The organism is Faecalibacterium taiwanense (genome assembly GCF_036632915.2).
In the GTDB taxonomy this organism is placed as follows: Bacteria; Bacillota; Clostridia; order Oscillospirales; family Ruminococcaceae; genus Faecalibacterium; species Faecalibacterium taiwanense.
In genome coordinates this window covers 519,131-545,108 of sequence record NZ_CP155552.1, presented here as the reverse complement: position 1 = coordinate 545,108, position 25,978 = coordinate 519,131, and the positions used below count along the sequence as shown (strand labels likewise).

The 25,978-nt window shown below is 58.4% G+C and carries 21 protein-coding genes and 1 pseudogene; 11 read left to right on the top strand and 11 right to left on the bottom strand.

All coding sequences use genetic code 11. From position 1 onward, the window contains the following. Positions 1-56 precede the first annotated feature (56 nt). Both PXT33_RS02550 and PXT33_RS02545 read right to left on the bottom strand, forming a co-directional pair. The gene (locus PXT33_RS02550) at positions 57-1,031 is read right to left on the bottom strand and encodes a glycerophosphodiester phosphodiesterase family protein (RefSeq protein WP_097781339.1); all 975 of its coding nucleotides are present in this window, start codon (positions 1,029-1,031) and stop codon (positions 57-59) included. 41 nt (positions 1,032-1,072) lie between these two features. Beyond that, a complete protein-coding gene (locus tag PXT33_RS02545) occupies positions 1,073-2,512 on the bottom strand; it encodes a 6-phospho-beta-glucosidase (protein ID WP_097774317.1) in 1,440 nt (479 codons plus the stop codon). A 288-nt stretch (positions 2,513-2,800) separates the two neighbouring features. On the opposite strand from PXT33_RS02545, the gene PXT33_RS02540 reads away from it, so the two are divergent. Beyond that, positions 2,801-3,670 carry a phosphoribosylaminoimidazolesuccinocarboxamide synthase gene (locus PXT33_RS02540; protein ID WP_044953963.1) on the top strand — a complete coding sequence of 290 codons (870 nt, stop codon included), beginning with the start codon at positions 2,801-2,803 and terminating at the stop codon, positions 3,668-3,670. A gap of 362 nt (positions 3,671-4,032) precedes the next feature. Here PXT33_RS02540 and PXT33_RS02535 read toward each other — a convergent pair whose 3' ends face one another. Genes PXT33_RS02535 through PXT33_RS02520 form a run of 4 tightly spaced genes read right to left on the bottom strand, consistent with a single transcriptional unit; the run spans position 4,033 to position 6,655 of the window. Then, positions 4,033-4,881, bottom strand: coding sequence for a hypothetical protein (locus tag PXT33_RS02535; RefSeq protein WP_332375889.1), 849 nt, complete (start codon positions 4,879-4,881; stop codon positions 4,033-4,035). Further along, a complete protein-coding gene (locus tag PXT33_RS02530; RefSeq protein ID WP_332375888.1) occupies positions 4,862-5,551 on the bottom strand; it encodes a hypothetical protein in 690 nt (229 codons plus the stop codon). Before PXT33_RS02530 ends, PXT33_RS02535 begins: the two co-directional genes overlap by 20 nt. 11 nt (positions 5,552-5,562) lie before the next feature. Next, positions 5,563-6,129, bottom strand: coding sequence for a hypothetical protein (locus PXT33_RS02525; protein ID WP_332375887.1), 567 nt, complete (start codon positions 6,127-6,129; stop codon positions 5,563-5,565). Next, positions 6,116-6,655, bottom strand: coding sequence for an RNA polymerase sigma factor (locus PXT33_RS02520; protein ID WP_223388239.1), 540 nt, complete (start codon positions 6,653-6,655; stop codon positions 6,116-6,118). Before PXT33_RS02520 ends, PXT33_RS02525 begins: the two co-directional genes overlap by 14 nt. A gap of 161 nt (positions 6,656-6,816) precedes the next feature. Here PXT33_RS02520 and PXT33_RS02515 point away from each other — a divergent pair, with 161 nt between their 5' ends. After that, positions 6,817-7,779 carry a biotin--[acetyl-CoA-carboxylase] ligase gene (locus PXT33_RS02515; protein WP_332375886.1) on the top strand — a complete coding sequence of 321 codons (963 nt, stop codon included), beginning with the start codon at positions 6,817-6,819 and terminating at the stop codon, positions 7,777-7,779. 54 nt (positions 7,780-7,833) lie between these two features. Here PXT33_RS02515 and PXT33_RS02510 read toward each other — a convergent pair whose 3' ends face one another. The 4 genes from PXT33_RS02510 to PXT33_RS02495 all read right to left on the bottom strand — a co-directional run bounded on the left by PXT33_RS02510 (position 7,834) and on the right by PXT33_RS02495 (position 12,423). Further along, the gene (locus tag PXT33_RS02510; RefSeq protein WP_332375885.1) at positions 7,834-9,045 is read right to left on the bottom strand and encodes a hypothetical protein; all 1,212 of its coding nucleotides are present in this window, start codon (positions 9,043-9,045) and stop codon (positions 7,834-7,836) included. A 6-nt stretch (positions 9,046-9,051) separates the two neighbouring features. Continuing rightward, positions 9,052-9,294 (bottom strand): acyl carrier protein, encoded by a 243-nt coding sequence (locus PXT33_RS02505; protein ID WP_044953961.1) that lies wholly within the window; start codon positions 9,292-9,294, stop codon positions 9,052-9,054. 187 nt (positions 9,295-9,481) lie between these two features. Further along, the gene (locus tag PXT33_RS02500; protein WP_332375884.1) at positions 9,482-10,954 is read right to left on the bottom strand and encodes a class I adenylate-forming enzyme family protein; all 1,473 of its coding nucleotides are present in this window, start codon (positions 10,952-10,954) and stop codon (positions 9,482-9,484) included. Between the two features lie 20 nt (positions 10,955-10,974). Then, a complete protein-coding gene (locus tag PXT33_RS02495; RefSeq protein WP_332375883.1) occupies positions 10,975-12,423 on the bottom strand; it encodes a class I adenylate-forming enzyme family protein in 1,449 nt (482 codons plus the stop codon). Positions 12,424-12,822: 399 nt separating this feature from the next. Between PXT33_RS02495 and PXT33_RS02490 the strand changes: the two genes are divergently transcribed. From PXT33_RS02490 to PXT33_RS02450, 9 genes and pseudogenes are all read left to right on the top strand, one after another. Continuing rightward, positions 12,823-13,938, top strand: coding sequence for an acyltransferase (locus PXT33_RS02490; protein WP_332375882.1), 1,116 nt, complete (start codon positions 12,823-12,825; stop codon positions 13,936-13,938). Between the two features lie 57 nt (positions 13,939-13,995). Next, complete coding sequence (locus tag PXT33_RS02485) at positions 13,996-14,787, top strand: hypothetical protein (RefSeq protein WP_097774308.1); 792 nt, start codon at positions 13,996-13,998, stop codon at positions 14,785-14,787. 26 nt (positions 14,788-14,813) lie between these two features. Further along, a complete protein-coding gene (locus tag PXT33_RS02480) occupies positions 14,814-16,409 on the top strand; it encodes a glycosyltransferase family 4 protein (protein ID WP_154255531.1) in 1,596 nt (531 codons plus the stop codon). Positions 16,410-16,569: 160 nt separating this feature from the next. After that, the gene (locus tag PXT33_RS02475; RefSeq protein WP_332375881.1) at positions 16,570-17,613 is read left to right on the top strand and encodes a lysylphosphatidylglycerol synthase transmembrane domain-containing protein; all 1,044 of its coding nucleotides are present in this window, start codon (positions 16,570-16,572) and stop codon (positions 17,611-17,613) included. Between the two features lie 6 nt (positions 17,614-17,619). After that, entirely contained in the window at positions 17,620-18,078 is a 459-nt protein-coding gene (locus tag PXT33_RS02470) for a hypothetical protein (protein ID WP_332375880.1), read from the top strand. A 901-nt stretch (positions 18,079-18,979) separates the two neighbouring features. Beyond that, a pseudogene (gene pflB, locus PXT33_RS02465) lies at positions 18,980-21,231 on the top strand (formate C-acetyltransferase). Next, complete coding sequence (pflA, locus tag PXT33_RS02460) at positions 21,218-21,973, top strand: pyruvate formate-lyase-activating protein (RefSeq protein ID WP_005943928.1); 756 nt, start codon at positions 21,218-21,220, stop codon at positions 21,971-21,973. Before pflB ends, pflA begins: the two are co-directional and overlap by 14 nt. A 119-nt stretch (positions 21,974-22,092) precedes the next feature. Next, a complete protein-coding gene (gene cysS / locus PXT33_RS02455; protein ID WP_332375878.1) occupies positions 22,093-23,490 on the top strand; it encodes a cysteine--tRNA ligase in 1,398 nt (465 codons plus the stop codon). Positions 23,491-23,590: 100 nt separating this feature from the next. Next, complete coding sequence (locus tag PXT33_RS02450) at positions 23,591-24,511, top strand: ROK family protein (protein ID WP_044953953.1); 921 nt, start codon at positions 23,591-23,593, stop codon at positions 24,509-24,511. 135 nt (positions 24,512-24,646) lie between these two features. On the opposite strand, the gene PXT33_RS02445 is transcribed toward PXT33_RS02450, so the two are convergent. Then, positions 24,647-25,951: an HlyC/CorC family transporter gene (locus tag PXT33_RS02445; RefSeq protein ID WP_005943918.1), complete on the bottom strand. Its 1,305-nt coding sequence runs from the start codon at positions 25,949-25,951 to the stop codon at positions 24,647-24,649. Between the last annotated feature and the right edge of the window lie 27 nt (positions 25,952-25,978).

Here is a 25,978-nt window from a genome sequence, read left to right as displayed (position 1 = left end):
TTTTCAGATGTTGCTTGGGGAATCAGGCCGCACCGAAGGGATGCAGCTTCTGCCCTTTATTCTGTCATTTCCAGTTCAGAGATCCATTCCCGCACGCGGTCCGGGCGGTTTGTGACGATGGCATCCGGCTGCAGGGGCCAAAGGTCTTTCACGGCCTGTTCCCCGTCCACCGTCCAGTATGCCGCCTTGATGCCCAGATCATGCAGCTTCTGCACCATGCTGGGCTGCTGGTAAGCGGTGTGATATTCGCAGCTCACCCAGTCCGGCTTGAAGTCCAGCGTCTGCACATACTTTACCGGGTCCCGCTGTTCCAGCAGGCGCTGGGCTACCTCTACCAGACTCTTGCCCGGAAAGTTCGCCTGCAGCATACTGATCTGGTTGCCCATCCAGCGCAGGGCCCAGCTGCAGTTTTCGTCATCCACATTTTCCACCGACAGCGGCGGCAGCTGTGGAAAATCATCCTCTTCCAGCCCGTTCTGCAGGCCAAGCATTTCCCATGTGCTAGTGGGCAGCGCCATGGTCTCCAACGCACCGTAGACCAGCACGCCCACCTTCAGCTCTGGCATCAGCTGCTTTGCCTGCCGCAGCAGGTCGTGGTTGAACGAGATCACCACCAGCCGGTCGGTAATGTTTGCTGCACGCACCTCCTCGATCACGCGGGGGACAAAATCCGGGTCGTCATCGATGGTGGCCTTCATTTCCAGCTGAACGATGGTACCTTCCATTTCCCTGCACAGAGCCAGTGCCTCCTGCAGGGTAGCGATCCTCTCGTTCCGATAGTTCACATCCTTCCAGCTGCCAAAGTCCAGCGCCTTCAGCTCGCCCTCGGTCATGTCGTAGATCTGGCCACGCATATCGGTGTGCCAGTCAATGACAAAATCGTGGTGGATCACCAGCTTTTTATCTCTGGTCTGCTGTACGTCCATTTCCACGCCGTCCGCGCCGATCTCCATCGCCTTGCGGAACGCAGAAAGGGTATTTTCCGGCGCAAGATAGGACGCGCCGCGGTGTGCAATGATCTCAGGTGTCATAAATTCCAATTCTTTCTCACAAATTTATTTTTTCGCAAATTTCAGGCAAGGTCGGTGCCGTTTGAAGCAATGACCTTTTTGTACCAGTAGAAGCTGTCCTTGCGGCTGCGGGCCAGTGTGCCGTTGCCGTCGTTGTCCTTATCCACATAGATAAAGCCGTAGCGCTTTTTCATCTCACCGGTGGATGCGCTCACAAGGTCGATAGGGCCCCATGTGGTGTAGCCCATCAGCGGCAGGCCGTCCTCGTTGACGGCCTTTTCCATCTGCTCGATGTGGGCGCGCAGATAATCGATGCGGTAGCTGTCGTGGATGGAGCCGTCCGCTTCCACGGTATCCACCGCGCCAAGGCCGTTCTCCACAATGAACATGGGCTTTTCGTACCGGTCGTAGATGGTGTTCAGGGTCACGCGCAGGCCCACCGGGTCGATGGCCCAGCCCCACTCGCTGGCCTTGAGGTACGGGTTCTTCACGGCTTCCAGCACCGCATTGCCGTCGGCCTTTTCTTCTGCCAGGATCTCCTGATCCGTGGTGATGCAGCGGCTGGAATAGTAGCTGAAGGAGACAAAATCCACGGTGCCTTCTTTCAGAACCTGCTCATCGCCCGGCTCGGTGTGTAGGGTGATGCCGGCCTTCTCCATCCGCTTTTTTGCCCACACCGGGTAGGCTCCCCGGGCCTGCACATCGGTAAAGAAGTAGTTGTCGCGGTCCGCTTCCTGCGCGGCACGGATATCCTCCGGTGCACAGGTGCGCGGGTAATACTGGCCTGCCGCCAGCATACAGCCCACCATGGCACCGGGCATCTTTTCATGGGCCAGCTTGACCGCCTTTGCGCTGGCCACCAGCTCATGATGTGCCGCCTGATACTCCACCTGCTGCACATTCTCGCCCGGATAGAACACTAGCCCCGCGCCGGTAAAGGGCAGATGCAGCAGCATGTTGATCTCGTTGAAGGTGAGCCAGTATTTCACCTTCCCCTTGTAGCGGTCAAACAGCACTTCACAGTAGTGCACATAGGCATCCACCATGCGGCGGTCTTTCCAGCCGCCATACTTTTTTATGAGGGCAATGGGGGTATCGAAGTGGCAGATGGTCACAAGCGGTTCAATGCCGTATTTGTGGCACTCATCAAACACATCCTCATAGAACTTCAAGCCCTCTTCATTGGGCTGGGCATCGTCGCCGTTCGGCAGGATGCGGGTCCATGCGATGGACAGCCGGAAGCACTTGAAACCCATCTCGGCAAAGAGGGCGATGTCCTCTTTATAATGGTGATACAGGTCAATGGCTTCATGGCTGGGATAATAGTGCTTGTCGTCACACTCCAGCATTTCCAGCCGACCCAGCGCCACCGGGAAGCGGTCCGGGCCAAACGGGGTCACATCCACGGTGGCAAGGCCCTTGCCGCCTGCCTGCCATGCGCCCTCGCACTGGTTGGCAGCGGTGGCACCGCCCCACAGAAAATCTTTGGGAAAACTGCCCATATGTAAACCCTCCCTATTCTAATTTGTTGATTATAAGATACCGCACAATCGCCGGAATGTCCATGCCTACATTTTACAAAAAGGTGCTTCATTGTTGTGAAAGTACGACTTTTATCGTCAAATCGCCGAATTTTGATTCTATTTTTCGTACATTTTTCACGAGAAAAATGCAAAAACGGCCTGATTTTCCTTTCATTCTGTTTCTTTCAAACTGTCCGCAGACATGGTACAATAATCAGGTAAGATACACCGCCGCTTTTTCGGCATTGGAAAATGGAGTGTTTGATTATGACTGAGTTCAAGCCCATTAAAGAAGGCAAGGTTCGTGAGATCTATGATAACGGTGACAGCCTCATCATGGTTGCTACCGACCGCATTTCCGCGTTTGATGTCATCCTGAAAAACAAGGTCACCAAAAAGGGCACCGTTCTGACCCAGATGAGCAAGTTCTGGTTCGATTACACCCGCGATCTGCTGCCCAACCACATGCTGAGCGTGGACGTGAAGGATATGCCGGAGTTCTTCCAGCAGCCCCAGTTCGACGGCAACAGCATGATGTGCCGTAAGCTGACCATGCTGCCCATCGAGTGCATCGTGCGCGGCTACATTACCGGCAGTGGCTGGGCCAGCTACCAGAAGACTGGCAAGGTGTGCGGCATCCAGCTGCCGGAAGGCCTGAAGGAGTCCGACAAGCTGCCCGAGCCCATCTACACTCCCTCCACCAAGGCCGAGATCGGCGACCACGACGAGAACATCTCCTACGAAAAGAGCATCGAGGTGCTGGAAAAGCAGTTCCCCGGCCACGGCGAGGAGTACGCCACCAAGCTGCGCGACTACACCATTGCCCTGTATAAGAAATGTGCTGAGTATGCGCTCTCCCGCGGCATCATCATTGCCGACACCAAGTTTGAGTTTGGTCTGGATGAGAACGGCAACGTGGTGCTGGGCGACGAGATGCTCACCCCGGATTCCTCCCGCTTCTGGCCGCTGGAGGGCTACGAGCCGGGCCACAGCCAGCCCTCTTTTGATAAGCAGTTCGTTCGCGACTGGCTCAAGGCCAACCCCGACAGCAACTACGACCTGCCGCAGGACGTGATTGACAAGACCATTGCCAAGTATCTGGAGGCCTACGAGCTGCTCACCGGCAAAAAACTGTAAATTTTACGATAAAACGAATCCCGGCAGATGCTTGACAGCTCTGCCGGGATTCGCTATAATGTCTATAGAAAGGGCACTGCGACAAGCGGTTGGCCCCAGTTCAAGGTTTACAGTTTTTGAGAACCGTCACCGTGCCGGGTGGCGGTTCTTACTTTTTCACGCGAATGGTGAATGTCAATCCAAACAAGTGGAATGTCAAAGTAATTGGCATGTACTCACCTCCTTTCGGAAGTGAGGGCCGAACCGCCTGCCGTTGTTTGCAGTGCCCCGCCGCCTTTCAGCAGCAGAGATAGCATAACATAGTTTTCGGCTGATTTCAACAAAAAAATGCTTCCGTGCGCCGCACGGAAGCATTTTTTGTTTCACTCACTCAGCTCCGCGCTTTCCTCGGAAAAAGCTTCGGACTCTGCCGTTTCTTCGTTTTCTTCGTCCAGCAGATACTGCACCTCGGTCTGCTTTGCCATCTGGTCAGCCGTCCAGTCCAGCTGTGCGATGCCTTCCAGTTCCAGCGTGTACTGCTCCACATTCTGCAGGCTGCCGGAGGCAAGACTCTGGCCCGGGTCGTTCTCCGGCGACCATGTAATGCGCAGCTCATCCGGCTGTGCGCTGCACTGCTGCACGGCATCGGTCACGCTGCGGCAGTCCTGCGCAAAGGCCTGTACGCTGTCATAGCTGCCAAACAGCTCCACAGTCAGGCTCAGATAGCCGTTTCCGGCATTCACATCCCGCAGCGTTTTCGCCTCACTGCTGTACAGGTAGGCGTTTCCGCTGATATTCTTCACACGGATATCCGGGGCTGTTTGTTTGATCTTGTCATAGGCTTCTGTCGTATATTCCTGCCCCAGCTTCATGCTTGCCTGATTCCGCTCCGGGCCGAGTTCATCCCACACCACCGGCAGCAGCGAAAGGCCAAAGCACCCGGCCATGAGCACAAGGCAGATCAGCACCGACCAGAAATCGTATTTCCAGCGGCCCGGGCGGGCGGCAAAAAAGAGCACCTCGCCGCCCAGCAGGATCAGCCCTGCCGCTGGGGCGATCTTGAGCGTCAGCTTCCAGTCAAAGCCCGGCACAAAATAGGCAAGCAGAAAGAAGATGCCCGCTGCGATCAGGCATACGCCCAGCGTAAAGCTGCCCACCCGGCGCAGCGGCTGCGGTTTTGCAGTCTGCGGTGCTTCACCGGTCAGCGGCGCATCATTTCTCGTCTCGTCCATCGTCGGCATCCTCCGTCTCATCGTCCGGGGTCACGGGCTTGCCCAGCAGAGCCGAGAGCTTGGGCATGGCAAAGCCCTTTGCTTTCGGCTCCGCCTGCGCATCCTGTGCAGTATACTCGGTAAAATCTTCATCTTCGGCATCGTTCTGCGGCTTCTGCTTTCTGCCCTTGGGGCCGCGCACCAGCCACGCACCGCAGATGATCAGGGCCACGCAGACCACCACCTCCGGCAGCTGATCCATCATCAGGTAGAGTGCGCGGAAGAAAGGGCTGCTCTGGCCCCAGCGCCACACGATATCCCCCAGCGTGTTCATAAGGATGTTCTGGTAGGCCACCAGCGCGCCCAGCGCGATCAGGCCCCAACCCAGCAGCTTGTGGCTGTCCAGCATGAACTGTTCCATGCGCTGGTCGTGCCAGTTGATGTGCACCAGATAATCGTCCTGCGGGGCGGTGCCTGCGCCGATCTGCGCCCGGAGATTGAAGGTGTCAAAGAAGCTGTACATCCACACAATGGGCATGGCTACATACAAAACTTCCAGCAGAGTGCCCGCACCAAAGGCCACGCAGAACATCGTAATGAGCGAAAGGCCGCGCTTCATGTAGCCCTGATACATCTGGCCTGCGCCCGGGCAAAAGGCGAAGAGGAAGGTCAGGATTCCGTTTTTCATCATAATCGATCTCCTTATTTCGTTTGATCTGCAAGTGGCGAATTTTTGTATTTTTCTGCTGCAGGGCCGCCGGCTCCGAACAGCAGGTCATTGAGTGCTTTTGCCAGCGAAGCCTGCTGCTTCGGCTTGTCGTCGTCCATTGGCTTTCCCAGTATTTCCGGCTGGGCGGACGGTCGGCCATCTTCCACCGGCTTGCCCAGTTGCAAGGCTTCTTCGGTCTGACTCTGGCTGGTCTCCGGTGTCCATGTGTGCAGCTCCTGCCGGAAATTCAGCAGCTGGTCTATGGTGCCGGAGCGCCACATGGTAAAGGCCAGCACCGCCGCCACACCGGCCACTGCGGCACGGCCCCATGTGTTCTGCATCAGCCGCACCCAGATGGCGGCCATCACAGCCTTGTGCGCGGAGTGGGGCGGCGTTTCCAGCGCATCTGCCGTCAGCAGGGCCGTGTAACGATCCATGCATTTATCACAGTAGGCAAGGTGCTCCGCTGTTTCCAGCCGGCCCAGCTCATCCAGCCCGCCTGCCTGCAGGGCCTGCAGGCCTTCGTCGGTCAGGCAGCCGTTTTTGTCAAACAGTTCCATGTACGCACTCCTTTCCATCGTTTTCACGCTGTAGTATCTGCTGTGCCAGCATCTTTTTTGCCCGGTAGATCTGTGCTTCCACCGTCTTGGGCGGGCGGCCGCACAGCTGTGCCGCCTCGGCCATGGTGTGCTGTTCCAGCAGCACCAGACGGCAAGGCGTTCTGTAGGGCTCCCGCAGGTCCAGGATCATGGCGGTGAGCTCTTCCTCGCCCAGCGCATCCAGCACCTGCTGTTCCGGCTGGGTGCCGGGCGGCGCACCTTCCAGCGCCAGCACATCGTCGCCGGGAATGTTCACCCTGCGCACCCATGCGCTGCGCAGATAGTCCTTTGCCTTGTTGGCAGCGATGCGTGCCAGCCACTGTTTTTCAAACCCGGACGGGCAGCGGTCAATGGCCCGCCATGCCGCCAGAAAGGTCTCCTGCGTCAGGTCCTGCGCATCGCCGGCATCCGGCACCAGCTGGTGGCAGACCGTATATACGAGCGACTGGTATTTCTGCACCATCGCGCTGAATTCCAAGGTCGTCAACGGCCTGTCCACCTCCTTTCAGTTTCGTCCCGGTCCGACGAAGTGCAGCCCCTGCGCTGCCCTTCTGCACATTCATACGAAACAGCCGTTCAAAATCCTGCAAAAACTTTTATTTTTATGATACAATAGAAGTAGTATAGCACAAAAGGAGGCATTCGGCCATGGCTGTCAGTACCCGTCAGGCACTTTTGCAGGCACTTTCCGCTGCCGGGGGCAGCTACGTTTCCGGCCAGCAGCTGGCCGAGACCCTCGGCGTGAGCCGCGCTGCCGTGCACAAGGCCGCTGCGGCCCTCACGGCCCAAGGGTACGCGCTGGAAGCTGCGCCCCGCCGGGGCTACCGGCTGGCAGGCGGCGACCCGTTCTGCACCGAAGCCATCGGGGACTACCCTGCACCCATCTATTTATATGACACGCTGGAAAGCTCCAACCGCACGGCAAAGCTGCTGGCGCTGGATGGTGCACCCCATGGCACGCTGGTGCTCACCGCCCACCAGAGCGCCGGACGCGGCAGGCTGGGCCGGAGATTTGAAAGCCCGGCAGGCAAGGGCGTTTACTGCTCGGTGCTGCTGCGCTCGGAAATGCCCGCCGCCAATGCCCAGACCGCTACCATCAGCGCCGCGGTAGCGGTCTGCCGTGCCGTGAAAAAGCTCTGCGGGCTGGAGCTTGCCGTCAAGTGGGTCAACGACCTGTACTATCAGGGCAGAAAGGTCTGCGGCATCCTGACCGAAGCGGGGACCGACCTCGAGAGCGGACAGCTGGAATGGCTGGTGGTGGGCATCGGGCTGAACCTTACCTCCACCGCTGCCGACTGGCCGGAGGAGCTGGCCCGCAGGGCCGGGAGCCTGTACCCCGGCGGGCCTGCCCCGGTGAGCCGGGCCGCACTGGCCGGGGCCATTGCCCGGGAGCTGCTGGCCCTCTGCCCGGCGTTTGACTGTCTGGATGAGTACCGCGCCCGGTGCTTTGTGCCCGGCCACTGGGTGACGGTGTGTGCCGAGACCGAGACCTACGCCGCAAAGGCCCTTGCCATCGACGAGGAAGGGCGGCTGGTCATCCAGCGGGAGAACGGCCGACAGGAGGCTCTGCGCTGCGGCGAAGTGACCACACGGCCTGCACGGACCGAATAAAACGCAAAAAAGCACCCTTTCCTGCCCGGAAAGAGTGCTTTTTATGTTCTGTACTTATGTATCCAGATCCACGGCTTCCAGCACCGTGATGTCCTCTTTTTCAAAGGCGGTGCGGATCATCCCGGCAAGGCCTGGCATTTCGGCCTTGTTCTCGATGCACAGGGTGATAATGCCGTTCAGGCTGGAGGCTTCCACACCCATGGAGCCGCCATCCGGCGGGACCCAGACGTTGAAGTCGCTGATGTACTGCTGAAGCTCCGGCGCAGCCGGCATCAGGGGATTGCCCAGATAGCTGAGCCAGAAATCCGCCGGGACACCGCTGATGTACTCACCCATCTGGAACACCCTCTGCTTGATGCGCAGGGGCGCTTTCTGCTGGTCTACCTTGTACACCCAGCTCATTTGCTGGACCATCTGGCGCAGCTTTGCCTCCGGCTGCAGGGTGCGGAGCACCTCGGCATCCATTTCCGGCACGATGTCCGCAAGGCGGGTGTCATCGTTCAGCTTCACGCCGCTCTGAAAGGAGCACACGCAGTTGTAAAGGGCATCCGGCACGCCCGCTTCCCTGCGGGTATCTGCCGAGTAGGAATACTGGATCTCGTCTTTGCCCAGATAGCTGCGCAGCGCAAGGCTCAGCAGACCGGCCAGCGCTGTAAAGGGCTTGACGCCGTTCTCCACTGCCCGGTCCACAAGGCTCTGCTTGGTCAGCCGCACCCGGGTGCGGCGCATCCTGCCCTCGTAGGTCTGCACCACATCCCTCTGCATCGTGCTCTCGGTGGCTGTGTGGGGTGGATATTTTTCCATCATGGCCTCGATGTCATAGGCCGGGCTGCACACGATGGGCGTGTTTTCAAACGCCGTGCCATAGCGCAGGTTGCAGTACTGTTCCAGAATGCGGGTGAGGAAGGGCGACACCCCGTGGCCGTCCATAAGGAAATGATACCAGTCAAAATAGACGGTGTCCCCCTCACAGCTCACGCTGAAAAGATAGCCGTTCGTTTCCTCCGGGATATCGCGCTGTGCACTGCCCTGATACACAAGACAGGGGTTCGGGTTCGGCTCCAGAAAAAAGCTCCGCTTTTCCTGCACCAGCTGTACCCGATAGTACGGTGCGGCCGAAAGCGCCGCCTCCAGTGCGCGCTGCAAAAGAGCGGGTTCCACCGCATCCTGCAGCGCAAACTGGTACCGACACAGGATCTTCTCCCGACGGAAGAAGTACATCGTTCCCTGAAAGATGTACTCCGTCGAGCGCTGCGACTCATTCATGAACTGTTACCCCGCGTTTGCCGCCAGATAATCCACCAGATCCCCTATGGTCACAAAGTTGCGCAGCTCCTTTTCAGGGATGCGCAGGCCGAAGGTCTCCTCGAGGTCTGCCACAATGGTCAGGATCTCCATTGAGGACAGATCCAGATCGTCCATCAGGACGCTGTTCTCATTCACATCTTCGGGAGAGACCTCGGCAACATCCTCCAGGATGGCCAGGATCTGGGAAATGATCTCTGCTCGTTCCATAGAAATTTTCTTCCTTTCCGTGACGGATAATAGGCACAATCTCCTATGCCTTTCCATAATAATACCCTGATTCTCTCCTGTGCGCAAGGGTTCCGGCAACAAAGCTTTGTTTTTTGTCGGAACTCCTGTTTTCAGTCTGCCGGTCTGCCGGCCCATTTATGCATCCGGGCATTCGATCGCATCTGTATCACTGGCGCAGCAGCTTGCCTGCACCGTTGCGCGGCAGCGGCTCGGTGCTGAACTCCACTGCGCTCATACGCTTGTACAGCGGCAGGGTGCGGTTTGCCTCGGTGATAAAGTCCCGCACCTGCTGCTGTTTGTCCTCGTCGCAATAGACCACCACGCCGATCTTCTTGCCCATTTCTTTTACTACACATTCCTTCACGGCTTCGCACTTGCCCACGATGCCTTCCAGCTCTTCGGGGTTGATGTTCTCGCCGCTGTCCAGAATGATGAGGTTCTTCTTGCGGCCGGTCAGGAAATAGTAGCCGTCCTCGTCCTTGCGGGCCAGATCGCCAGTGTGGAACCAGCCGTCCGCGTCAATGACCTCGGCGGTGGCCTCCGGGTCCTTGTAGTAGCCCAGCATGATGCTGTCGCCGCGCATGCACAGCTCGCCGTCCTCGGCGATCTTGTAGTCCAGATAATCGTTGCCCTGACCCACAGCGCCGATGTGCTTTGCGTCCTGTGCGTAGTTGATGATGCCGTCGCCGCAGGTCTCGGTGCTGCCGTAGGTCTGCACCACGAACATGCCGTGTTCCGCCATATCCAGCATCACCTGCGGGTCGAACATGGCAGAGGAGCAGATGGGCACCCACAGCTCCCCCAGACGTTCCTTGCGGCCGCGCATCACATCGTGGTGGAGCGAGTTCATAATGACCGGCACCACCGCCATGGCCTGACTGGGCATCCGCTTTACCTCTTTATAGAAGTTGCGGATGTCGCTGCTGACGTTCAGCGCCCAGCCTGCATGGGCCCAGGAGAACAGACAGATGAACGCGCCCAGATGGAACATGGGCAGCACGGTGTACTGGCTCATGACGAGGTTCGGTTCGTGCTTATACGCCATCATGTGCTCACCGATCTGGGTGTGGGCACGCATCACCGAGAAGAAATTCTTCTCGCTCAGCATCACGCCCTTGCTGCGGCCCGTGGTACCGGAGGTGAACATCAGGACCATCAGGGCTTCGTGGTCGATGCAGCGGGTCAGCTGCGCAGGCTCATAGCTCCGGAAGCCATCCATGGGGCGGAGGATATCGCCGTAGGCAGCCTTGAGCTGGTCGTTGAAGCCGTAGTCGTCGCCGTCGGTCAGGATGGCATCCGGCTCCACAAGGCCCAGCTCGTAGCTCAGCTCGTCCCAGCTCTTGCGCTGGTTCAGCAGCACCAGCACCGCACCGGCCGCCACCACGCCAAAGGTGTTCACGGCATACTCGTAGCTGTTCTTGGTGAGCAGGCAGATCTTTTTGCCTTTGATCTCCGGGATGGTGGACTGGAAGTAATTCACCGCCTTGCGGATATCCTGCACATAATCCTTATAGAGGATGGTGGTCACGGCATCGTTTGCGGTGTCGTAGAAGCGGAAGGCCACATTATCCTTGAAGCGGTCTTCCATGTTGATGGTGATAAGGTCGTAGACATTATCCAGCACTCTGATCTTACTCATTGTTCTGTTTCCTCCTGTGTTCAGCGCAGCAGTTTTCCCATGGCGTTGCGGGGCAGCGGCTGTGCGCTGAACTCCGTCACCATGCGCTTGTACAGCGGCAGGCCGCGGTTGACCCCAGTGACGAACTCCTTCACAGTTTCCTGCTTTGCAGGGTCACAGCAGATGAGGGCACAGATCTTTTTGTCCTTTTCCTTCACGATGCACTCCTGAATGTCCGCACAGGGCACCAGCAGCTTTTCCAGCTCCTCGGGGTTCACGTTCTCGCCGCTGTCCAGAATGATCACGTTCTTCTTGCGGCCGGTCAGGTACATGTAGCCGTCCTCTTCCACCCGGGCAATGTCGCCGGTGTGGAACCAGCCGTCTGCATCGATGACTTCTGCAGTGCCTTCCGGGTCCTTGTAGTAGCCCAGCATGATGGGGTCGCCCCGCATGCACAGCTCGCCGTCGTCCAGCTTGTATTCACAGCTGAGGTCCACATGGCCCACGCTGGTCAGGTACTTTGCCTCCTGTGAGGAGTTCCATGCACCGTCGCCGCAGGTCTCGGTCAGGCCGTACATCTGGGCCACAAAGAAGCCCTTCTCCATCATATCGCTCAGAATCTTGGGGTCGAACATGGCAGCGCCGCAGGTCAGCACGCACAGGCCGTTCAGGCGGTCGCGGCGGCCCTTCATCACATCGCTGTAGATGCTCTTCAGCAGAACCGGCACCACTGCCATCACCTCGCTGTGCATGGCACCCAGATCACGGTAGAAATACTTCAGGTTGTTGCACAGGTTGATGGAGTGGCCTGTGATGCTCCACGAAACAAGGCTGGTCATGGCGGAGATGTGGAACATGGGCAGGGCGGACAGGGACGAGAACTCATCGGTGTTCCAGCCCGTGTACTTCTTCACATCGTCAAAGGGGTCCAGAAAGGCCGGCATGGCGCTGAACAGGTTCTTCTGGCTCAGCATAACGCCCTTGCTGCGGCCGGTGGTGCCGGAGGTGAACATGATAAAAGCCAGAGCAGAGAGGTCCTCCACCTCGGTCACGTCCTCGGCAGGCTCATAGGCCGCAAAGACATCCATGGGCTTCAGGATGCTGCCGTAGGTCTCAGCGAGGGCAGGCTCCCGCTCCGCGAACTCGCCATCCTGCAGGATGCACACCGGCTCGGTGAGGCCCAGCTCATAGGAGATGGCATCCCAGTCCTTGCCAAGGTTCAGCGGCACAGCCACGGCTCCGGCAATGACCGTGCCGTACATGCAGATGACATACTGGTAGCTGTTGCGGGCCAGGATCGCCACACGCTTGCCGCGCACGTCGCCATACTCTGCACGCAGGAACGCCACGAACCGGCGCAGATCCTGGGCATACTGTGCGTAGTGCACCTCGGCCACGCCCTGCTTTTCTTCATCATACCAGCGCAGAGCCACACGGTCTGCAATGTTGGTTTCCATATTGCAAAGTGACTGATACAGCGATGTAATCATTTTTTCCTCCATTTTTATCATCCGATCCGGCGCTCCTGTGTAGGCCAACACAGATCCTTCCAGTCATTTCCAACTGTGCCCAGTATACAATAAGACTTGTGTCAATGCAAGAGTTTTGCAACATTTAGTTTCCAATATTGACAATAAAATCTTGCACATCATGTCGTTTCCAGATGCAAATTCTGCCTTTCGTTGCGAAGCCACCCTGCCTGTGCTATGCTTTTATTGCAGGCTGCAATGTGTCCTCGCCCGCCGGACCGCAATTCAAAATTGACAGTCTGTGCAAAAAGCATTATACTGGGTTTATATCCATACAAAATTTTATCTTTTTCATTCAAAATCTACGCATTGTGCGGCGTCCGGCTCTGATGGAATGTCCCGCGCAAGGAAGGAACCTCCATGGAAGGAACCAAGCCCCGCACCGCCAGCTCCATCGGCATGTTCGACATGCTCAAGGGTGCCGGTATGCTGACCATCGTTTTTGCACATACCGCCGAGCTTTATCCCATGCAGGCGGTCAGCGGCCTGTCCCTGACCGCGTTTTTCCCCTTCATCTACCGCGAAGCGCTGATGGCCGCCTTTTTTATTGCCAGCGGCTACGGCTTCCGCAAGCGCTCTATCCACAAGTGCATCCACCAGCAGCTCAAAAGCCTTCTCAAACCCTATGCTTACACGGCGCTGTTCACCTGCGTGCTGCACTTTATCATTCATTATAAGACGTTCCAGTACCTGCCCGGCACCATCGGCGAGTCTATCAAGGTCACCGGCGGCTTTCTGCTGGGCCTGCCCCACACGGCCGAGTATTTCGGGCAGGAGTTCTTCTCCTGCGGGCCGATGTGGTATCTGCTGGCGCTGATGGTAGGCTGGGTGCTGCTGGATGTGATCCTGAACATCTTCCCGGAGCGCTATGTTCCATGGGCTGTGGCAGGCTGCGTCCTGCTGGGCTGGGGCGCGAGCCTTGTGTGGGAGCTGCCCTTCTGCCTGATCCAGGGTGCCGTGGTAGTGCCCTACCTCTATATCGGCTTCCTTGCCAAAAAGAAGCATCTGCTGGACGAGCCCCTGCCGCCCAAAGTCTTTGCCGGGCTGCTGGCCGCCACAGCACTCATTGCCGTAGGCGCTCTTGCTACCCGCACCACCGACTGCATCTCGCTGGCCAAGTGGTCGCTGGGGCCGCTGAGCATCTTTCTGGACGGTGCTGCAGGCCTGCTTTTCATCCGGCTGTTCATGCGGCTCAGCCGCGGCCATGGCCCCATCGTGCACTTTCTGGAAGCGGTGGGCCGCCGTTCGCTGAACATTTTCTGCGTACATACCGTGGAGATCATCGCTATTCCGTGGTATCTGATGGTAGCAAAGTTCTCTGCGCAGCCGGTGCTGGGCATGTGGCTGCAATATGCCATCTCTCTGGGCTCTATCTGGCTGGTGTGTGAGCTGCTGCGTGTACGCCGCGCACTCATCATCCGATTTTTCCCTGCACAGCGCAGAACGCCCGCCGTGCACTATACCTCCCGGCACTGACATGTTTTTCCGGCTGCTGCGGTGCAGCCATCATAAAAGTAAGAGGAGAATCCGGTTATGAACAACGATGTCCCCGAGACCCTTGCTGCGGCCCGCAGCCGCGCTGCTGACTTGGAACAGCAGCTCAAGCTCTCTGACGAAGGTGTATCCCGGCTGGCACAGCGGTGTCTGGAGCTGGAACAACAGGTGCTGAACTATCAGGCCGCACTGGCAAGGCACGGCAGCGACAACGAGCCTGCCGCCCTGACCCTGCCGCAGCTGTTCTACGATTCCGGCTCCGGCTATTCCCCGCGGGAATGCCTGACCGTTGCCGAGGATGCCTACGACGAACTGACCCACGAGGTCTCTGCGGTGTTCACCCTGCCCACGGATGCCCGTGCGCTGCGGCTGGACCCCGGTGAGCTGGCCTGCTGCGTGACTGACCTGAGCATCTCGGACGAGCGGCTGGAATGCCGCGCCATGAACGGCATCCAGCTGCAGGAAGACTGCCTGCTGTTTTTGGATGTGGACCCCAACCTGACCGTGTGCAGCACCGTGCCCTTTGCGGCCGGGATGAAGTTTGCCGTGACCTATCATTACTATCCGCTGGGCCGCTTCCAGCACGAGCAGCCCGGCAAGGCCCTGCTCAGCGCGTTGAATACCATCAAGCTGCATGCTGAAGCCGAAAAGAACGATGTTCTGGAACAGCTGCAGGCCGCCCTTGCCGAGAACACCCGGCTGAACAATCAGCTGACGGAACTGCAGAACAGCCGTGCTGCCTATGAAGATTCGCTGGAAAACCTGTACGAGAGCAGCAGCTGGCGGCTTACCGCACCGCTGCGTGCTTTGCGCCGCCTGCTGCGCGGCTGAATCGGATCGCTAAAGGAGTTGTCAACATGTACAGCAGTTACAGCACCCTGCAGCGTAAGCAGCTGACGAAGCAGGTTTATACCGATACCCAGAGTACCTATCTGCTGGTGTATGCACCGGGCCGTCATCAGGCGCTGGAGCACGCACTGGAAAACCAGCTGCACCGCAAATTCCGGCTGGTGACGGAGCTGGCCCCCGCCCTGACCGACTCGGTGGAGGGCGTGCTGCTGGTCAGCGAAGATCTGGAGTGCACCTCCACCGCCCTGACCTATTTTGCCGCCGCCCTGCGCACCGGTGCCGATTTTGTGGTGTGTGATGCCGCCTTTGGCTTCGATGGCTCCACCGCCCTTTATCTGAGCACCCAGCACATCCCGTGCAGCCGCTGCGCCATGGTATCGCGGAAGCTTCTGGACCGGGTGCGCGCCGCTGCGCGCGGCAGGGACAGCGTGACCGAGCTGCTGCGCCTTGCCACCGCCATGGCGGAAAACTGCCACCGCATCCCGCAGTCTTTGCTGCACTTCCGGCGGGAGCTGTGTGCCGACGATGTGTTCTCTGCAGACGGAAAGCGTGCTTTGATCCTGAGCCACGAGCTGACCATGACCGGTGCGCCCATCGTGCTGACAAGTGCCGTGCCGGTGCTGCGCAGCATGGGCTTTGAAGTGGTGGTGCTTGGCCCTGCGGACGACGGCTCGCTGCCGCTGTTTCTGGATGCCGGTGCCGCCGTAGTGACCCGCAGCGACTGCGTGATGAACTCGTCGCTGTGGGGCCTTGCCACCAGTGCCGATTTTGTGCTGGCCAACACCGTGGTAGAGGCTGCCGCCGTGAGCACCCTGAACGGCTCCTTCGTGCCGGTGCTGTGGTGGCTGCACGATGCCTTTGCAGGCTACCCATTCATTGCGCACAAGATTCCCAAAACACTGGGCTCCAATGTGCATGTGTGCGCCGTAGGCTCCCACGCCACTGCCGCCATGCACTCGGTGCGGCCGGACTTCAGCATTGAACAGCTGATCTACGGTCTGCCGGACTATGCGCAGGAAAGCTTCCCGCCCTACGATATCAGCTATGCCGGCGGCAGGCCGCTGTTCGTGACCGTAGGTTCCTTTGAGCCGCGCAAGGGTCAGGATATTTTCTGCAACGCCATCCGCCTGCTAAAGCCCGAGGTGCGCCAGAAGGCTGCTTTCCTGTTCGTGGGCAAGGCGGCGGACAAGAGCCTGAAGAACGCCGTGGATGCACTGGTGGAGGACTACCCGGACACCGTTTTCTACCGCAAGCGTCTGGAACGGCCCGAGATTAAATCCCTGATGGATCAGTGCGCCTGCGTGGTATGCGCTTCCCGCGATGATCCCATGCCAACCTTCGTCACCGAGGGCCTGATCTTCGGCAAGCCCTCCATCGTGTCGGAGCACACCGGCACCGCCGGGCTGATCACCGAGGGCGTGGACGGCTTTGTGTACAAAGACGACGACCCGGATCAGCTGGCAAAGGTGCTGGAGCATGCTATCCTGCATCCGGAACAGCTGGCCGCCATGAAAGCTGACTGCCGGAAAATGTACGAGAAATATTATTCCAACGAAGCCTATGTTGCCACCCTGACACGGCTGGTGAACGAATCAACAGACTAAAAACAAAATAAAGGCAAGGGTCGATGCGTGCATCTGCCCTTGCCTTTTTATCATTCCATCAAAATTGCACAAGAAAATTCCAGTTCCGTTCACAAAGACACAGGCCGCGTGTGTTATACTTTTATCAAATCATTCCGCCTGAAAGGAGCCTGTTCTCTCTATGAGCCAACCCGCCTCTGCCGCACCTTCCCGCAAAAAGACAGTGATCTCGCTGCTGGTGCTCGCCGCACTTACCGGCATCATCGTGCTGCTGTTCAAGGACAACTGGGCCGAGATCACCGCAGCGCTTTCGCAGCTGTCCGCATGGCAGGTGCTGGTGGTGCTGGCCATCGGCCTCAGCTACCCGCTGCTGGAGGGGTGCGTGGCGTGGGGCATCGTGCGCAGCCGCATCCCGGGCTTCAGGCTCTGGCAGGGCATCGATACCGCGTGGTGCGGCACCTTTGGCAATGTGGTCACGCTGGGCGCAGGTGCAGTGCCGGTGCAGACATGGTATCTGCACCGCTGCGGCCTGCCGGTTGGCCCGGGCGTGGGCCTGATGACCCTGCAGTACGTGTTCCACAAAACCACCGTGCTGCTGTATGCCACGGTGATGCTGCTGTTTCAGCACAGATGGCTTGCCGCCAACACCACCGGTGTGATGAATTATCTGCCCATGGCATACGCTGTAGTGGCGGCCATCATTGTGGTGCTGGTGCTGGTGTGCGTATCGCCGCTGGTGCAGAACCTTGCCCGCTGGCTGATGCGTCTGCTGCCCAAAACGGAAAAATGGCAGCAGCGCCGCGCCGACTGGCAGCAGCAGCTGGATATTCTGGGCGAGGAGAGCCGCCGTCTGCTGGCGGATAAGCCCCGCTGCGCTGAAATTCTGGCATTGCAGGCGGTCAAGCTGTTCGGGCTGTTCTGCCTGCCCTACCTGTGCATCCGGTTCATGGGGCTTTCCCCTCTGAGCTTTTTGCAGGTGCAGCTGCTCACCAGCTTGATGCTGTTTTTGTCCAACGCCCTGCCCAATGTGGCCGGCATGGGCTCCATCGAGACGGCATTCCTGCTGGTGTTCGGCAGCTTTCTGGAGCGCGGCGAGGTGATGAGCGTGATGATGCTCTACCGCATCGCCAGCTATTATGTGGTGTTCGCCGCCAGCGCCGTGGGCTTCTTCTTTGCCCAGCGGCATCTGGGCCAAATGGGAGCGGAGCCGCCAAAGGAGGATTGACCCGCCATGAAAGATAAGAGCATCCTGTCCCGGTTCGGCATTGTCATTTTAGTGCTGCTTGCACTGGTGCTGATCTTTCCTTCCGCAAAGATCGATCTTGCATCCAGCATCGAGGCCAGCACACAGGCCAGTGTCCGGGTGGAGCACATTCAGAACTTTGCCCGCTCCGCAGAGATGGATGTTCAGCTGCTTTCTGCCGACGACCCTGCCTATCAGCAGATCGCAAACGTGCTTTCCGGCCTTACCTGTGTCAAGCGGTTCAACCAGCAGTATTCCTCCTACAGCCACGAATACCCAGTGGATTCCGTCACTGTGAGTTATTACGATGATGCCGAGAACAATAAACTCCTGTTCACCGTCTACTCCGATGGCACCGCCATCGTGAACAGCCAGTTCGTAAAGGTCAAAGCGCCCAAAGGCGGCGCGGAGGAAGTGTATCAAAAGCTGGCGGAGATCGTGAAGTAAACCCTCTCAGGCATCGCTGAGCGATGCCAGCTCCCCCGAAAGGGGGAGCTTCTTTGCATCTGGCTTAAACGTTTTTCTTCAAACCAAAAGTAGTATCTTTCCGTACTTGCGCATGAAGCTCGCCCTTCGGGAGAGCTGCCGCCGCAGGCGGCTGAGAGGGTCGTTTCCCTTATAAAAACAAAAAACGGGGCACGCAGGTGGTCAAGCTGCATGTCCCGTTTTTGTTTTTCTTTTGCACTTGGTGCGGTACCAATCACACCGAATGCCGCGCATCGAGCCGTGGGAGCAAACTAAAACCACAGCTCACTTGAAAAAAGAGAATGGAATGGAGGAATTGGCGTTTGCGCAGCAATGAAAGCCCCAGTGGGGCTTTTAAGCCACAAAGCGGTCTTGCGTAAGCAAGATGGAGTGGCCTCGCCACGACAAACTTGGGGATCACCTGACACAGCTCCGCAGCTCTGCCATGGCGGATCCGGTTTTCGCAGAAGCCCTTGCAGAGGCTTCCGCTTTTCTGGTGCAACGTGGTTAGATTTGTCTAACCTCGTTGCGAGAACAGAATACCACAGCCGGTTAGTCTTGTCAACCCTTATTTTGCGATTTTTTTCGCAAAATAGGTGCACCGCCGGGATTTCGGCGCTTTTTCTACATTCTGCCCAAAGAAAGCCCTTTGCTTTGGAAGAAAACCCACTTGTTTTCTATTGCATTTTAAAGTGGTTCTTGCTATTATAATAACGCAAGATTTTGTGGGCAGGTTTTCATTTTTGTCTACACCTTGTAGTTGGGGCTGCCGCAGTCGGCAGTTCAAGACCGTTTTGCCCCCAGAAAGCCGCCATACAGAGCGGTTTTTCAAAGGCTCATTAGTTAGAAAGCGCTAACTGCGTAATGGAGCAAGGAGGTTCCAATGATCAATTTTGAACAGTGGGAAGGCTTTGAGGGCCGCATCTGGAAAGAAGAAGTCAATGTGCGCGACTTCATCCAGAAGAACTACACCCCGTATGACGGCGACGAAAGCTTTCTGGCCGGCCCCACCGAGGCGACCGACAAGCTGTGGGGGCCCTGCAGAAGCTGCAGAAGGCCGAGCGCGCCAAGGGCGGCGTGCTGGATATGGAGACCGAAGTGGTCAGCAGCCTGACCGCTTACGGCCCCGGCTATATCGACGAAAGCCTGAAGGATCTGGAGCAGATCGTGGGTCTGCAGACCGACAAGCCCCTCAAGCGCGCCTTCATGCCCTACGGCGGCATCAAGATGGCAGAGCAGGCCTGCACCACCTACGGCTACCAGCCCAGCGCCGAGCTGCACAAGATCTTTACCGATTATACCCGCACCCACAATCAGGCAGTGTTCGATGCCTACACCCCTGAAATGAAGGCGGCCCGCCACACCCACATTATCACCGGCCTGCCGGACACCTACGGCCGCGGCCGCATCGTGGGCGACTACCGCCGCGTGGCCCTGTACGGCATCGATGCACTGATCAAGTTCAAGCAGGAGGACTTTGCCAACTGCGGCGACGGCACCATGACCGACGACGTGATCCGCCTGCGCGAGGAGATCGCCCGCCAGATCAGTGCCCTGAAGGGCATGAAGAAGATGGCCGAGGCCTACGGCTATGATATCTCTCAGCCTGCAAAGAACGCCAAGGAGGCCTGCCAGTGGCTGTATTTCGGGTATCTTGCCGCCATCAAGACCCAGAACGGCGCTGCCATGAGCGTGGGCCGCATCTCCACCTTCCTGGATATCTACATCCAGCGCGATCTGGACAACGGCACCCTGACCGAGACCCAGGCTCAGGAGCTGATCGACCACATGGTCATGAAGTTCCGCATGGTCAAGTTTGCCCGCATCCCCAGCTACAACCAGCTGTTCTCCGGCGACCCCGTGTGGGCAACGCTGGAAGTGGGCGGCATCGGCATGGATGGCCGCAGCATGGTCACCAAGAACTGCTACCGCTTCCTGCACACGCTGGAAAACATGGGCCCCGCACCGGAGCCGAACCTGACCGTTCTGTACTCCTCCGCCCTGCCGGAGAGCTTCAAGAAATATGCCGCCAAGGTGTCCATCGATACCAGCTCTGTCCAGTACGAGAACGACGACGTGATGAAGCCCGTGTGGGGCGATGATTACTCCATCTGCTGCTGCGTGTCTGCCACCCAGACCGGCAAGGAGATGCAGTTCTTCGGTGCCCGCGCCAACCTTGCCAAGTGCCTGCTGTACGCCATCAACGGCGGTGTGGACGAGAAGAGCCACGAGCAGTGCGGCCCCAACTATGCCCCCATCACCAGCGAGTACCTGAACTACGACGAGGTGCTGCCCAAGTATGTCCAGATGCTGGACTGGCTGGCTGGCCTGTACGTCAATGTGCTGAACCTGATCCAGTATATGCACGACAAATACTACTATGAGGAAGCCGAGATGGCCCTCATCGACACCGACGTGCGCCGCACCTTTGCCACCGGCATTGCAGGCTTCTCCCACGTCATCGACTCCCTGAGCGCCATCAAGTACGCCAAGGTGAAGGTAGTGCGTGACGAGTGCGGCCTTGCCACCGGCTTTGAGACCGAAGGCGACTTCCCCAAGTACGGCAACGACGACGACCGCGCCGACGAGATCGGCGTGTGGCTGCTGCGCACCTTCCTTGAAATGATCAAGAAGCGCCACACCTACCGCAACTCTGAGGCTACCACCTCCATCCTGACCATCACCTCCAACGTGGTGTACGGCAAGTACACCGGCGCTCTGCCCGACGGCCGTGCCGCATTCACCCCGTTTGCTCCCGGTGCAAACCCCAGCTATGGCGCAGAGCAGAACGGCCTGCTGGCTTCCCTGAACTCGGTGGCAAAGCTGCCCTACCACTGGGCACTGGACGGCATCTCCAACACCCAGACCATCAACCCGGACGCTCTGGGCCACAGCGAAGGCGAGCGGGTGGAGAATCTGGTACAGGTCATGGACGGCTACTTCGATCAGGGCGCACACCACCTGAACGTGAACGTCTTTGGCAAGGAGAAGCTGCTGGATGCCATGGAGCACCCCGAGAAGGAGGAGTACGCCAACTTCACCATCCGCGTCTCCGGCTACGCCGTCAAGTTCATCGACCTGACCCGCGAGCAGCAGATGGACGTTATCTCCCGCACCTGCCATGCAGCCCTGTAACCCCATCGGCTATGTCCACTCGCTGGAATCCTTCGGCTCTGTGGACGGCCCCGGTGTGCGCTTTGTGGTGTTTTTGCAGGGGTGTGCCCTGCGGTGCAAATACTGCCACAACCCGGAAACGTGGGCTGCGGAGGGCGGCGAGGAATGGACGGCAGAAAAGCTGTTCCAGCGGGTCTACCGCTACCGCAACTACTGGGGCAAAAAGGGCGGCATCACGGTCAGCGGCGGCGAGCCGCTGCGCCAGATGGAGTTCCTGACGGCATTCTTCGAGCTGGCCCGCTCCAAAGGCGTGCACACGGCTCTGGATACCGCCGGGCAGCCCTTCCGGCCCGATGACCCGGATTATCTGGCCGGTTTCGACCGGCTGATGAAGTCCACCAGTCTGGTCATTCTCGACCTGAAGGAGATCGACCCGGAACGCCACCGGCAGCTCACCGGCAAAGACAATGCCAACATCCTTGCGATGGCGCGGCATATTTCTGACCTCGGCATCCCGCTGTGGATCCGGCATGTGCTGGTGCCCGGCCTGACCGACGACGAGGAGGGCCTGCGCAGAACCGCAGACTTTATCCGCAGCCTGAAAACGGTGCAGCGGGTGGAGGTGCTGCCCTACCACACGCTAGGCCTGTTCAAGTGGCAGAAGCTGGGCATCCCTTATCCACTGCCGGATGCCGTGCCGCCCACCGCGGAGCAGGTGAAGCGTGCAGAAGAGCTGCTGGAAGTGAGCCGGTATCCCGGCTAAGCTCCTGATCTGAAAAACGACCGTTTCCGGTGTGCAGAATGCGCCGGGAGCGGTCGTTTTTTCTTGACTTCCCTTCTGTACACCGTTATAATGAAAAAAGTAAAAAAGGAGAAACAGCCATGCAGATTTTCAATACGCTGACCCGCCAGAAAGAAGAATTCGTGCCGCAGGTGCCCGGTGAATACCGCATCTATGTCTGCGGCCCTACCGTTTATAACTATATCCACATCGGCAACGCCCGCCCGCTGATCGTGTTCGATACCCTGCGCCGCTACCTTGAGTACCGCGGCAACAAGGTGTTCTATGTTTCCAACATCACCGATATCGACGATAAGCTCATTAAGAAGGGACAGGAAGAGGGCACCTCCATGAAGGAGGTCGCTCAGCGCTTTGAGTCCGAGTACCTCAAGGATGCCGCCGGCCTCAACTGCAAAAAGCCCACCGTCCAGCCCCGGGCTACCGAGCACATCCAGCAGATCCTGGATATCGTGAAGGATCTGATCGACTCCGGCCACGCTTATGTTGCCAAGAACGGCGATGTGTACTTCCGGGTGAAGAGCGATCCCGAGTACGGCAAGCTGAGCCATTTGAAGCTGGACGATCTGGAGAGCGGCAACCGTGAGCTGCGCAGCCAGATGGACGACGACCTGAAGGAGGACCCCGCAGACTTTGCCGTGTGGAAGGCCGCAAAGCCCGGTGAACCTGCATGGGAGAGCCCCTACGGCATGGGCCGTCCGGGCTGGCATATCGAGTGCAGTGCCATGAGCCGCACCCATCTGGGCAAGACCATTGATCTGCACTGCGGCGGTCAGGACCTGATCTTCCCCCACCACGAGAATGAGATCGCACAGAGCGAGTGCGCCAACGGCTGCACCTTTGCCCGCTACTGGATGCACAACGGCTTCATCAACGTGGACAATCAGAAGATGTCCAAGAGCCTGCACAACTTCTTCACCGTGCGGGACGTGGCGGATGTCTACGGCTACGAACCCATCCGCTACTTCATGCTGACCGCAGGCTACCGGATGCCGCTGAACTACACCGTGGACCTCATTGAAAGCTGCAAGAACAGCCTGGAGCGCCTGTACACCTGCCGCGAGAATCTGGATTTTGCCCTGACCAAGAACACCTTTGGCACCGACGAGACTCTGAAGGAAAAGGCTGCCGAGGCCCGCACCAAGTTCTGCACTGCCATGGACGATGACCTGAACACCCCGGATGCACTGGCTGCCGTGTTCGATCTGGTCAAGGAGATCAACACGCTGTCGGCTGTTTCCTCCAAGGATGCCCTGCAGACCGCCGCCGCTGCGTTCGACGAGATCACCGGCGTACTGGGCCTGCTGTACAACCGCAAGAAGGACGAGGTGCCCGCCGAGGTGACCGAGCTGGTAGAGAAGCGTGCCGCCGCCAAGAAGGCCAAGGACTGGGCCACTGCCGATGCCATCCGTGCACAGCTGACCGAACTGGGCTGGGCGGTCAAGGACACCGCACAGGGCCCGCAGCTGAGCAAGCTCTAAATTAAAGTAAAGCTATTCGCGGCATGTTGCGGATGGCTTTACTTTTTTGCACGCATTTGCCATAATAAGGAAGAAGATCAGCTTTGCGGAGGGAACAGCAATGAAGGTCATGGTTTTTGACGTAGGAGGCACCGAGATCAAATATTCGGTCATGGACGAGCAGATGAACCGTTTCGATGCCGGTTCCGTGCCCACGCCGCAGGATACGCAGGAGCATTTTCTCGACACAATATACGCTCTGTATGCACCGCATAAGGATGAAGTGGACGGTATCGCCATGGCGCTGCCCGGCTTTGTGGATGCCAACACCGGCTATGTCTCCAACGGCGGGGCACTTCTGTACAACACCGGCACGCAGGTGGGGCAGCTGGTGCGCGAAAGATGCGGCTGCCGTGTCACGCTGGAAAACGACGGCAAGGCTGCAGCCATTGCAGAGCTGCGGGCCGGTGCCTTGCAGGGCTGCTGCAATGCGGCAGTATTTATTATCGGCACCGGCGTGGGCGGCGGCATCATTGCCAATGGCCAGCTGGTGCGCGGCGTTCACTTTACCGCCGGAGAGTACAGCTTTGTGAACACCAACGCCGACGAGTGGGAGAATACCGAAAAAACCATGGCCTGCCAGTGCAGCACCAAATACCTGCTCAAGTGGTACCGTGCCCGCAAAGGCCTGCCCGCCGATGCCCCCATGAACGGTAAACTCTTTTTTGATGCCGCCAATGCCGCCGAGCCGGAAGCGCTGGAAGTGCTGGAACGGTTCTGCAAGATGGTGGCCGTGCAGATCTACAACCTGACCGTATTGCTGGATGTGGAAAAGGTAGCCATCGGCGGCGGCATCAGCAAGCAGCCGCTGCTGCTGGACGATCTGCGCCGGGTATATGCCGGGCTGTTTGCTTCCCGTGGGGAATCACCCTACATGATCGGTCTGCCCCGCTGCGAGATCGTGCCCTGCCATTTCAGCAGCGAAGCCAATCAGGTGGGAGCATTGTATACCTATCTGCAGGCGGAAAGCAAAACCATTTAATGGCTTCCGCTTTGCTCTAGCCATATTCAGCGGAACAATTATTTTTACAAAGCAAACTCCGGCAGACTGCGGTCTGCCGGAGTTTGCTTTTTCACAGGATAGGGCCGTATTGGAAAACGGCATCCTCCCTTAGATTTACTTATTGGTCAGCCGGTTGAAGTGCGGCTTTTCGTCTTCTTCCTTCTTCGGTTCCGGCTTTTCCGCCGGGGTCAGGCGCACCTCGGTCACGCGGCGCTTGGCCGTGCGGGTAACGACACCGTCGTACTCGCCCAGCGTGAACCGGTCGCCCACCTTGGGCAGATGGCAGGTTTTTTCCTGCACCAGACCGTTCACCGTATTGGAATCGATATCTTCATCCTCCGGCAGGCCCAGCCTCTCATACAGGTCGTCCACACCGGCACTGCCCAGCACGATCCAGCTGCCGTCCGACTGCCTGCGGAAGTCCTCGGTCGCTTCGTCGTGCTCATCCCAGATCTCGCCTACCAGCTCTTCCAGAATGTCTTCCAGCGTGATGATGCCCTCGGTACCGCCGTACTCGTCCACCACCACCGCCATGTGATGGTGCTGCTCGCGCAGGGTGCGCAGCAGCTGGGAGATCTGGGTGGAGCCGGTGGTATAAAGGGTGGGCTTCACAAGGTCTTCCAGCGTGGTATCCTTGCGCAGACGGCCAAGGTAAAAGTCCTTTTCATGTACCACACCGATGATGTTGTCAATGGTGCCGTGGTAGACGGGCAGACGGGAATATCCCGATTCCGCAAAGGTATCGGCCACCTCATCCAGCGAGAGATCGTCCTCCACCGCGATCACATCCACGCGGGGCGTGAGGATCTCCTCCACCTCCACATCGTCGAACTCAATGGCGCTGCGGATGAGCTGGCTTTCCCGGTCGGTCAGCTCGCCGTCGTTCTCGGCCTCGCTGACCATGGTCATCAGCTCACCCTCAGTGATGGTGTCCTCCTCGGTGCTGCGGATGAAATGCCCCAGCAGGCGCTTCCACTGGCTGAACAGCCAGGTCAGCGGGGTGAACAGGATCATGAGCAGGTTCAAAAAGGGCGAAACCGCCGTGGCAACCGTCTCCGGCATCTCCTTTGCAAGGCTCTTGGGGGTCACCTCGCCAAAGATCAGAACCACAATGGTCAGCACGAAGGTGGACACCGTCGCGCCCCGCTCCGGGTCCAGCAGGCGGGTGAACAGCACTGTGCCAATGGATGCTGCGGCAATGTTGACGATATTGTTGCCGATGAGGATGGTGGAGAGCAGCTTGTCGTACTTTTCCGACATAGCCAGCACGCGGGCTGCTGCCGAATCGCCGTCCTCGGCGCGGCTTTTCAGGCGGATCTGGTTCAGGGAAGAAAATGCGGTCTCAGAGGCGGAGAAAAAGGCGGAAAATGCCACCAGAATGATCAGCGCCGCCAAAAGCGTAATACTGCCATCGTCCATAAAAAGGGAAATCACACTCAACTTTCT

Excerpts from the sequence above, each read along its gene's own strand:
- PXT33_RS02485 (WP_097774308.1), top strand. The coding sequence starts at position 13,996 with ATGAACAACGATGTCCCCGAGACCCTTGCTGCGGCCCGCAGCCGCGCT.
- cysS (WP_332375878.1), top strand. The coding sequence starts at position 22,093 with ATGCAGATTTTCAATACGCTGACCCGCCAGAAAGAAGAATTCGTGCCG.
- PXT33_RS02545 (WP_097774317.1), bottom strand. The coding sequence starts at position 2,512 with ATGGGCAGTTTTCCCAAAGATTTTCTGTGGGGCGGTGCCACCGCTGCC.
- PXT33_RS02475 (WP_332375881.1), top strand. The coding sequence starts at position 16,570 with ATGAGCCAACCCGCCTCTGCCGCACCTTCCCGCAAAAAGACAGTGATC.
- PXT33_RS02490 (WP_332375882.1), top strand. The coding sequence starts at position 12,823 with ATGGAAGGAACCAAGCCCCGCACCGCCAGCTCCATCGGCATGTTCGAC.
- PXT33_RS02445 (WP_005943918.1), bottom strand. The coding sequence starts at position 25,951 with ATGGACGATGGCAGTATTACGCTTTTGGCGGCGCTGATCATTCTGGTG.
- PXT33_RS02550 (WP_097781339.1), bottom strand. The coding sequence starts at position 1,031 with ATGACACCTGAGATCATTGCACACCGCGGCGCGTCCTATCTTGCGCCG.
- PXT33_RS02535 (WP_332375889.1), bottom strand. The coding sequence starts at position 4,881 with ATGGACGAGACGAGAAATGATGCGCCGCTGACCGGTGAAGCACCGCAG.
- PXT33_RS02450 (WP_044953953.1), top strand. The coding sequence starts at position 23,591 with ATGAAGGTCATGGTTTTTGACGTAGGAGGCACCGAGATCAAATATTCG.
- PXT33_RS02480 (WP_154255531.1), top strand. The coding sequence starts at position 14,814 with ATGTACAGCAGTTACAGCACCCTGCAGCGTAAGCAGCTGACGAAGCAG.
- pflA (WP_005943928.1), top strand. The coding sequence starts at position 21,218 with ATGCAGCCCTGTAACCCCATCGGCTATGTCCACTCGCTGGAATCCTTC.
- PXT33_RS02515 (WP_332375886.1), top strand. The coding sequence starts at position 6,817 with ATGGCTGTCAGTACCCGTCAGGCACTTTTGCAGGCACTTTCCGCTGCC.
- PXT33_RS02500 (WP_332375884.1), bottom strand. The coding sequence starts at position 10,954 with ATGAGTAAGATCAGAGTGCTGGATAATGTCTACGACCTTATCACCATC.
- PXT33_RS02525 (WP_332375887.1), bottom strand. The coding sequence starts at position 6,129 with ATGGAACTGTTTGACAAAAACGGCTGCCTGACCGACGAAGGCCTGCAG.
- PXT33_RS02495 (WP_332375883.1), bottom strand. The coding sequence starts at position 12,423 with ATGATTACATCGCTGTATCAGTCACTTTGCAATATGGAAACCAACATT.
- PXT33_RS02530 (WP_332375888.1), bottom strand. The coding sequence starts at position 5,551 with ATGATGAAAAACGGAATCCTGACCTTCCTCTTCGCCTTTTGCCCGGGC.
- PXT33_RS02470 (WP_332375880.1), top strand. The coding sequence starts at position 17,620 with ATGAAAGATAAGAGCATCCTGTCCCGGTTCGGCATTGTCATTTTAGTG.
- PXT33_RS02505 (WP_044953961.1), bottom strand. The coding sequence starts at position 9,294 with ATGGAACGAGCAGAGATCATTTCCCAGATCCTGGCCATCCTGGAGGAT.
- PXT33_RS02540 (WP_044953963.1), top strand. The coding sequence starts at position 2,801 with ATGACTGAGTTCAAGCCCATTAAAGAAGGCAAGGTTCGTGAGATCTAT.
- PXT33_RS02510 (WP_332375885.1), bottom strand. The coding sequence starts at position 9,045 with ATGAATGAGTCGCAGCGCTCGACGGAGTACATCTTTCAGGGAACGATG.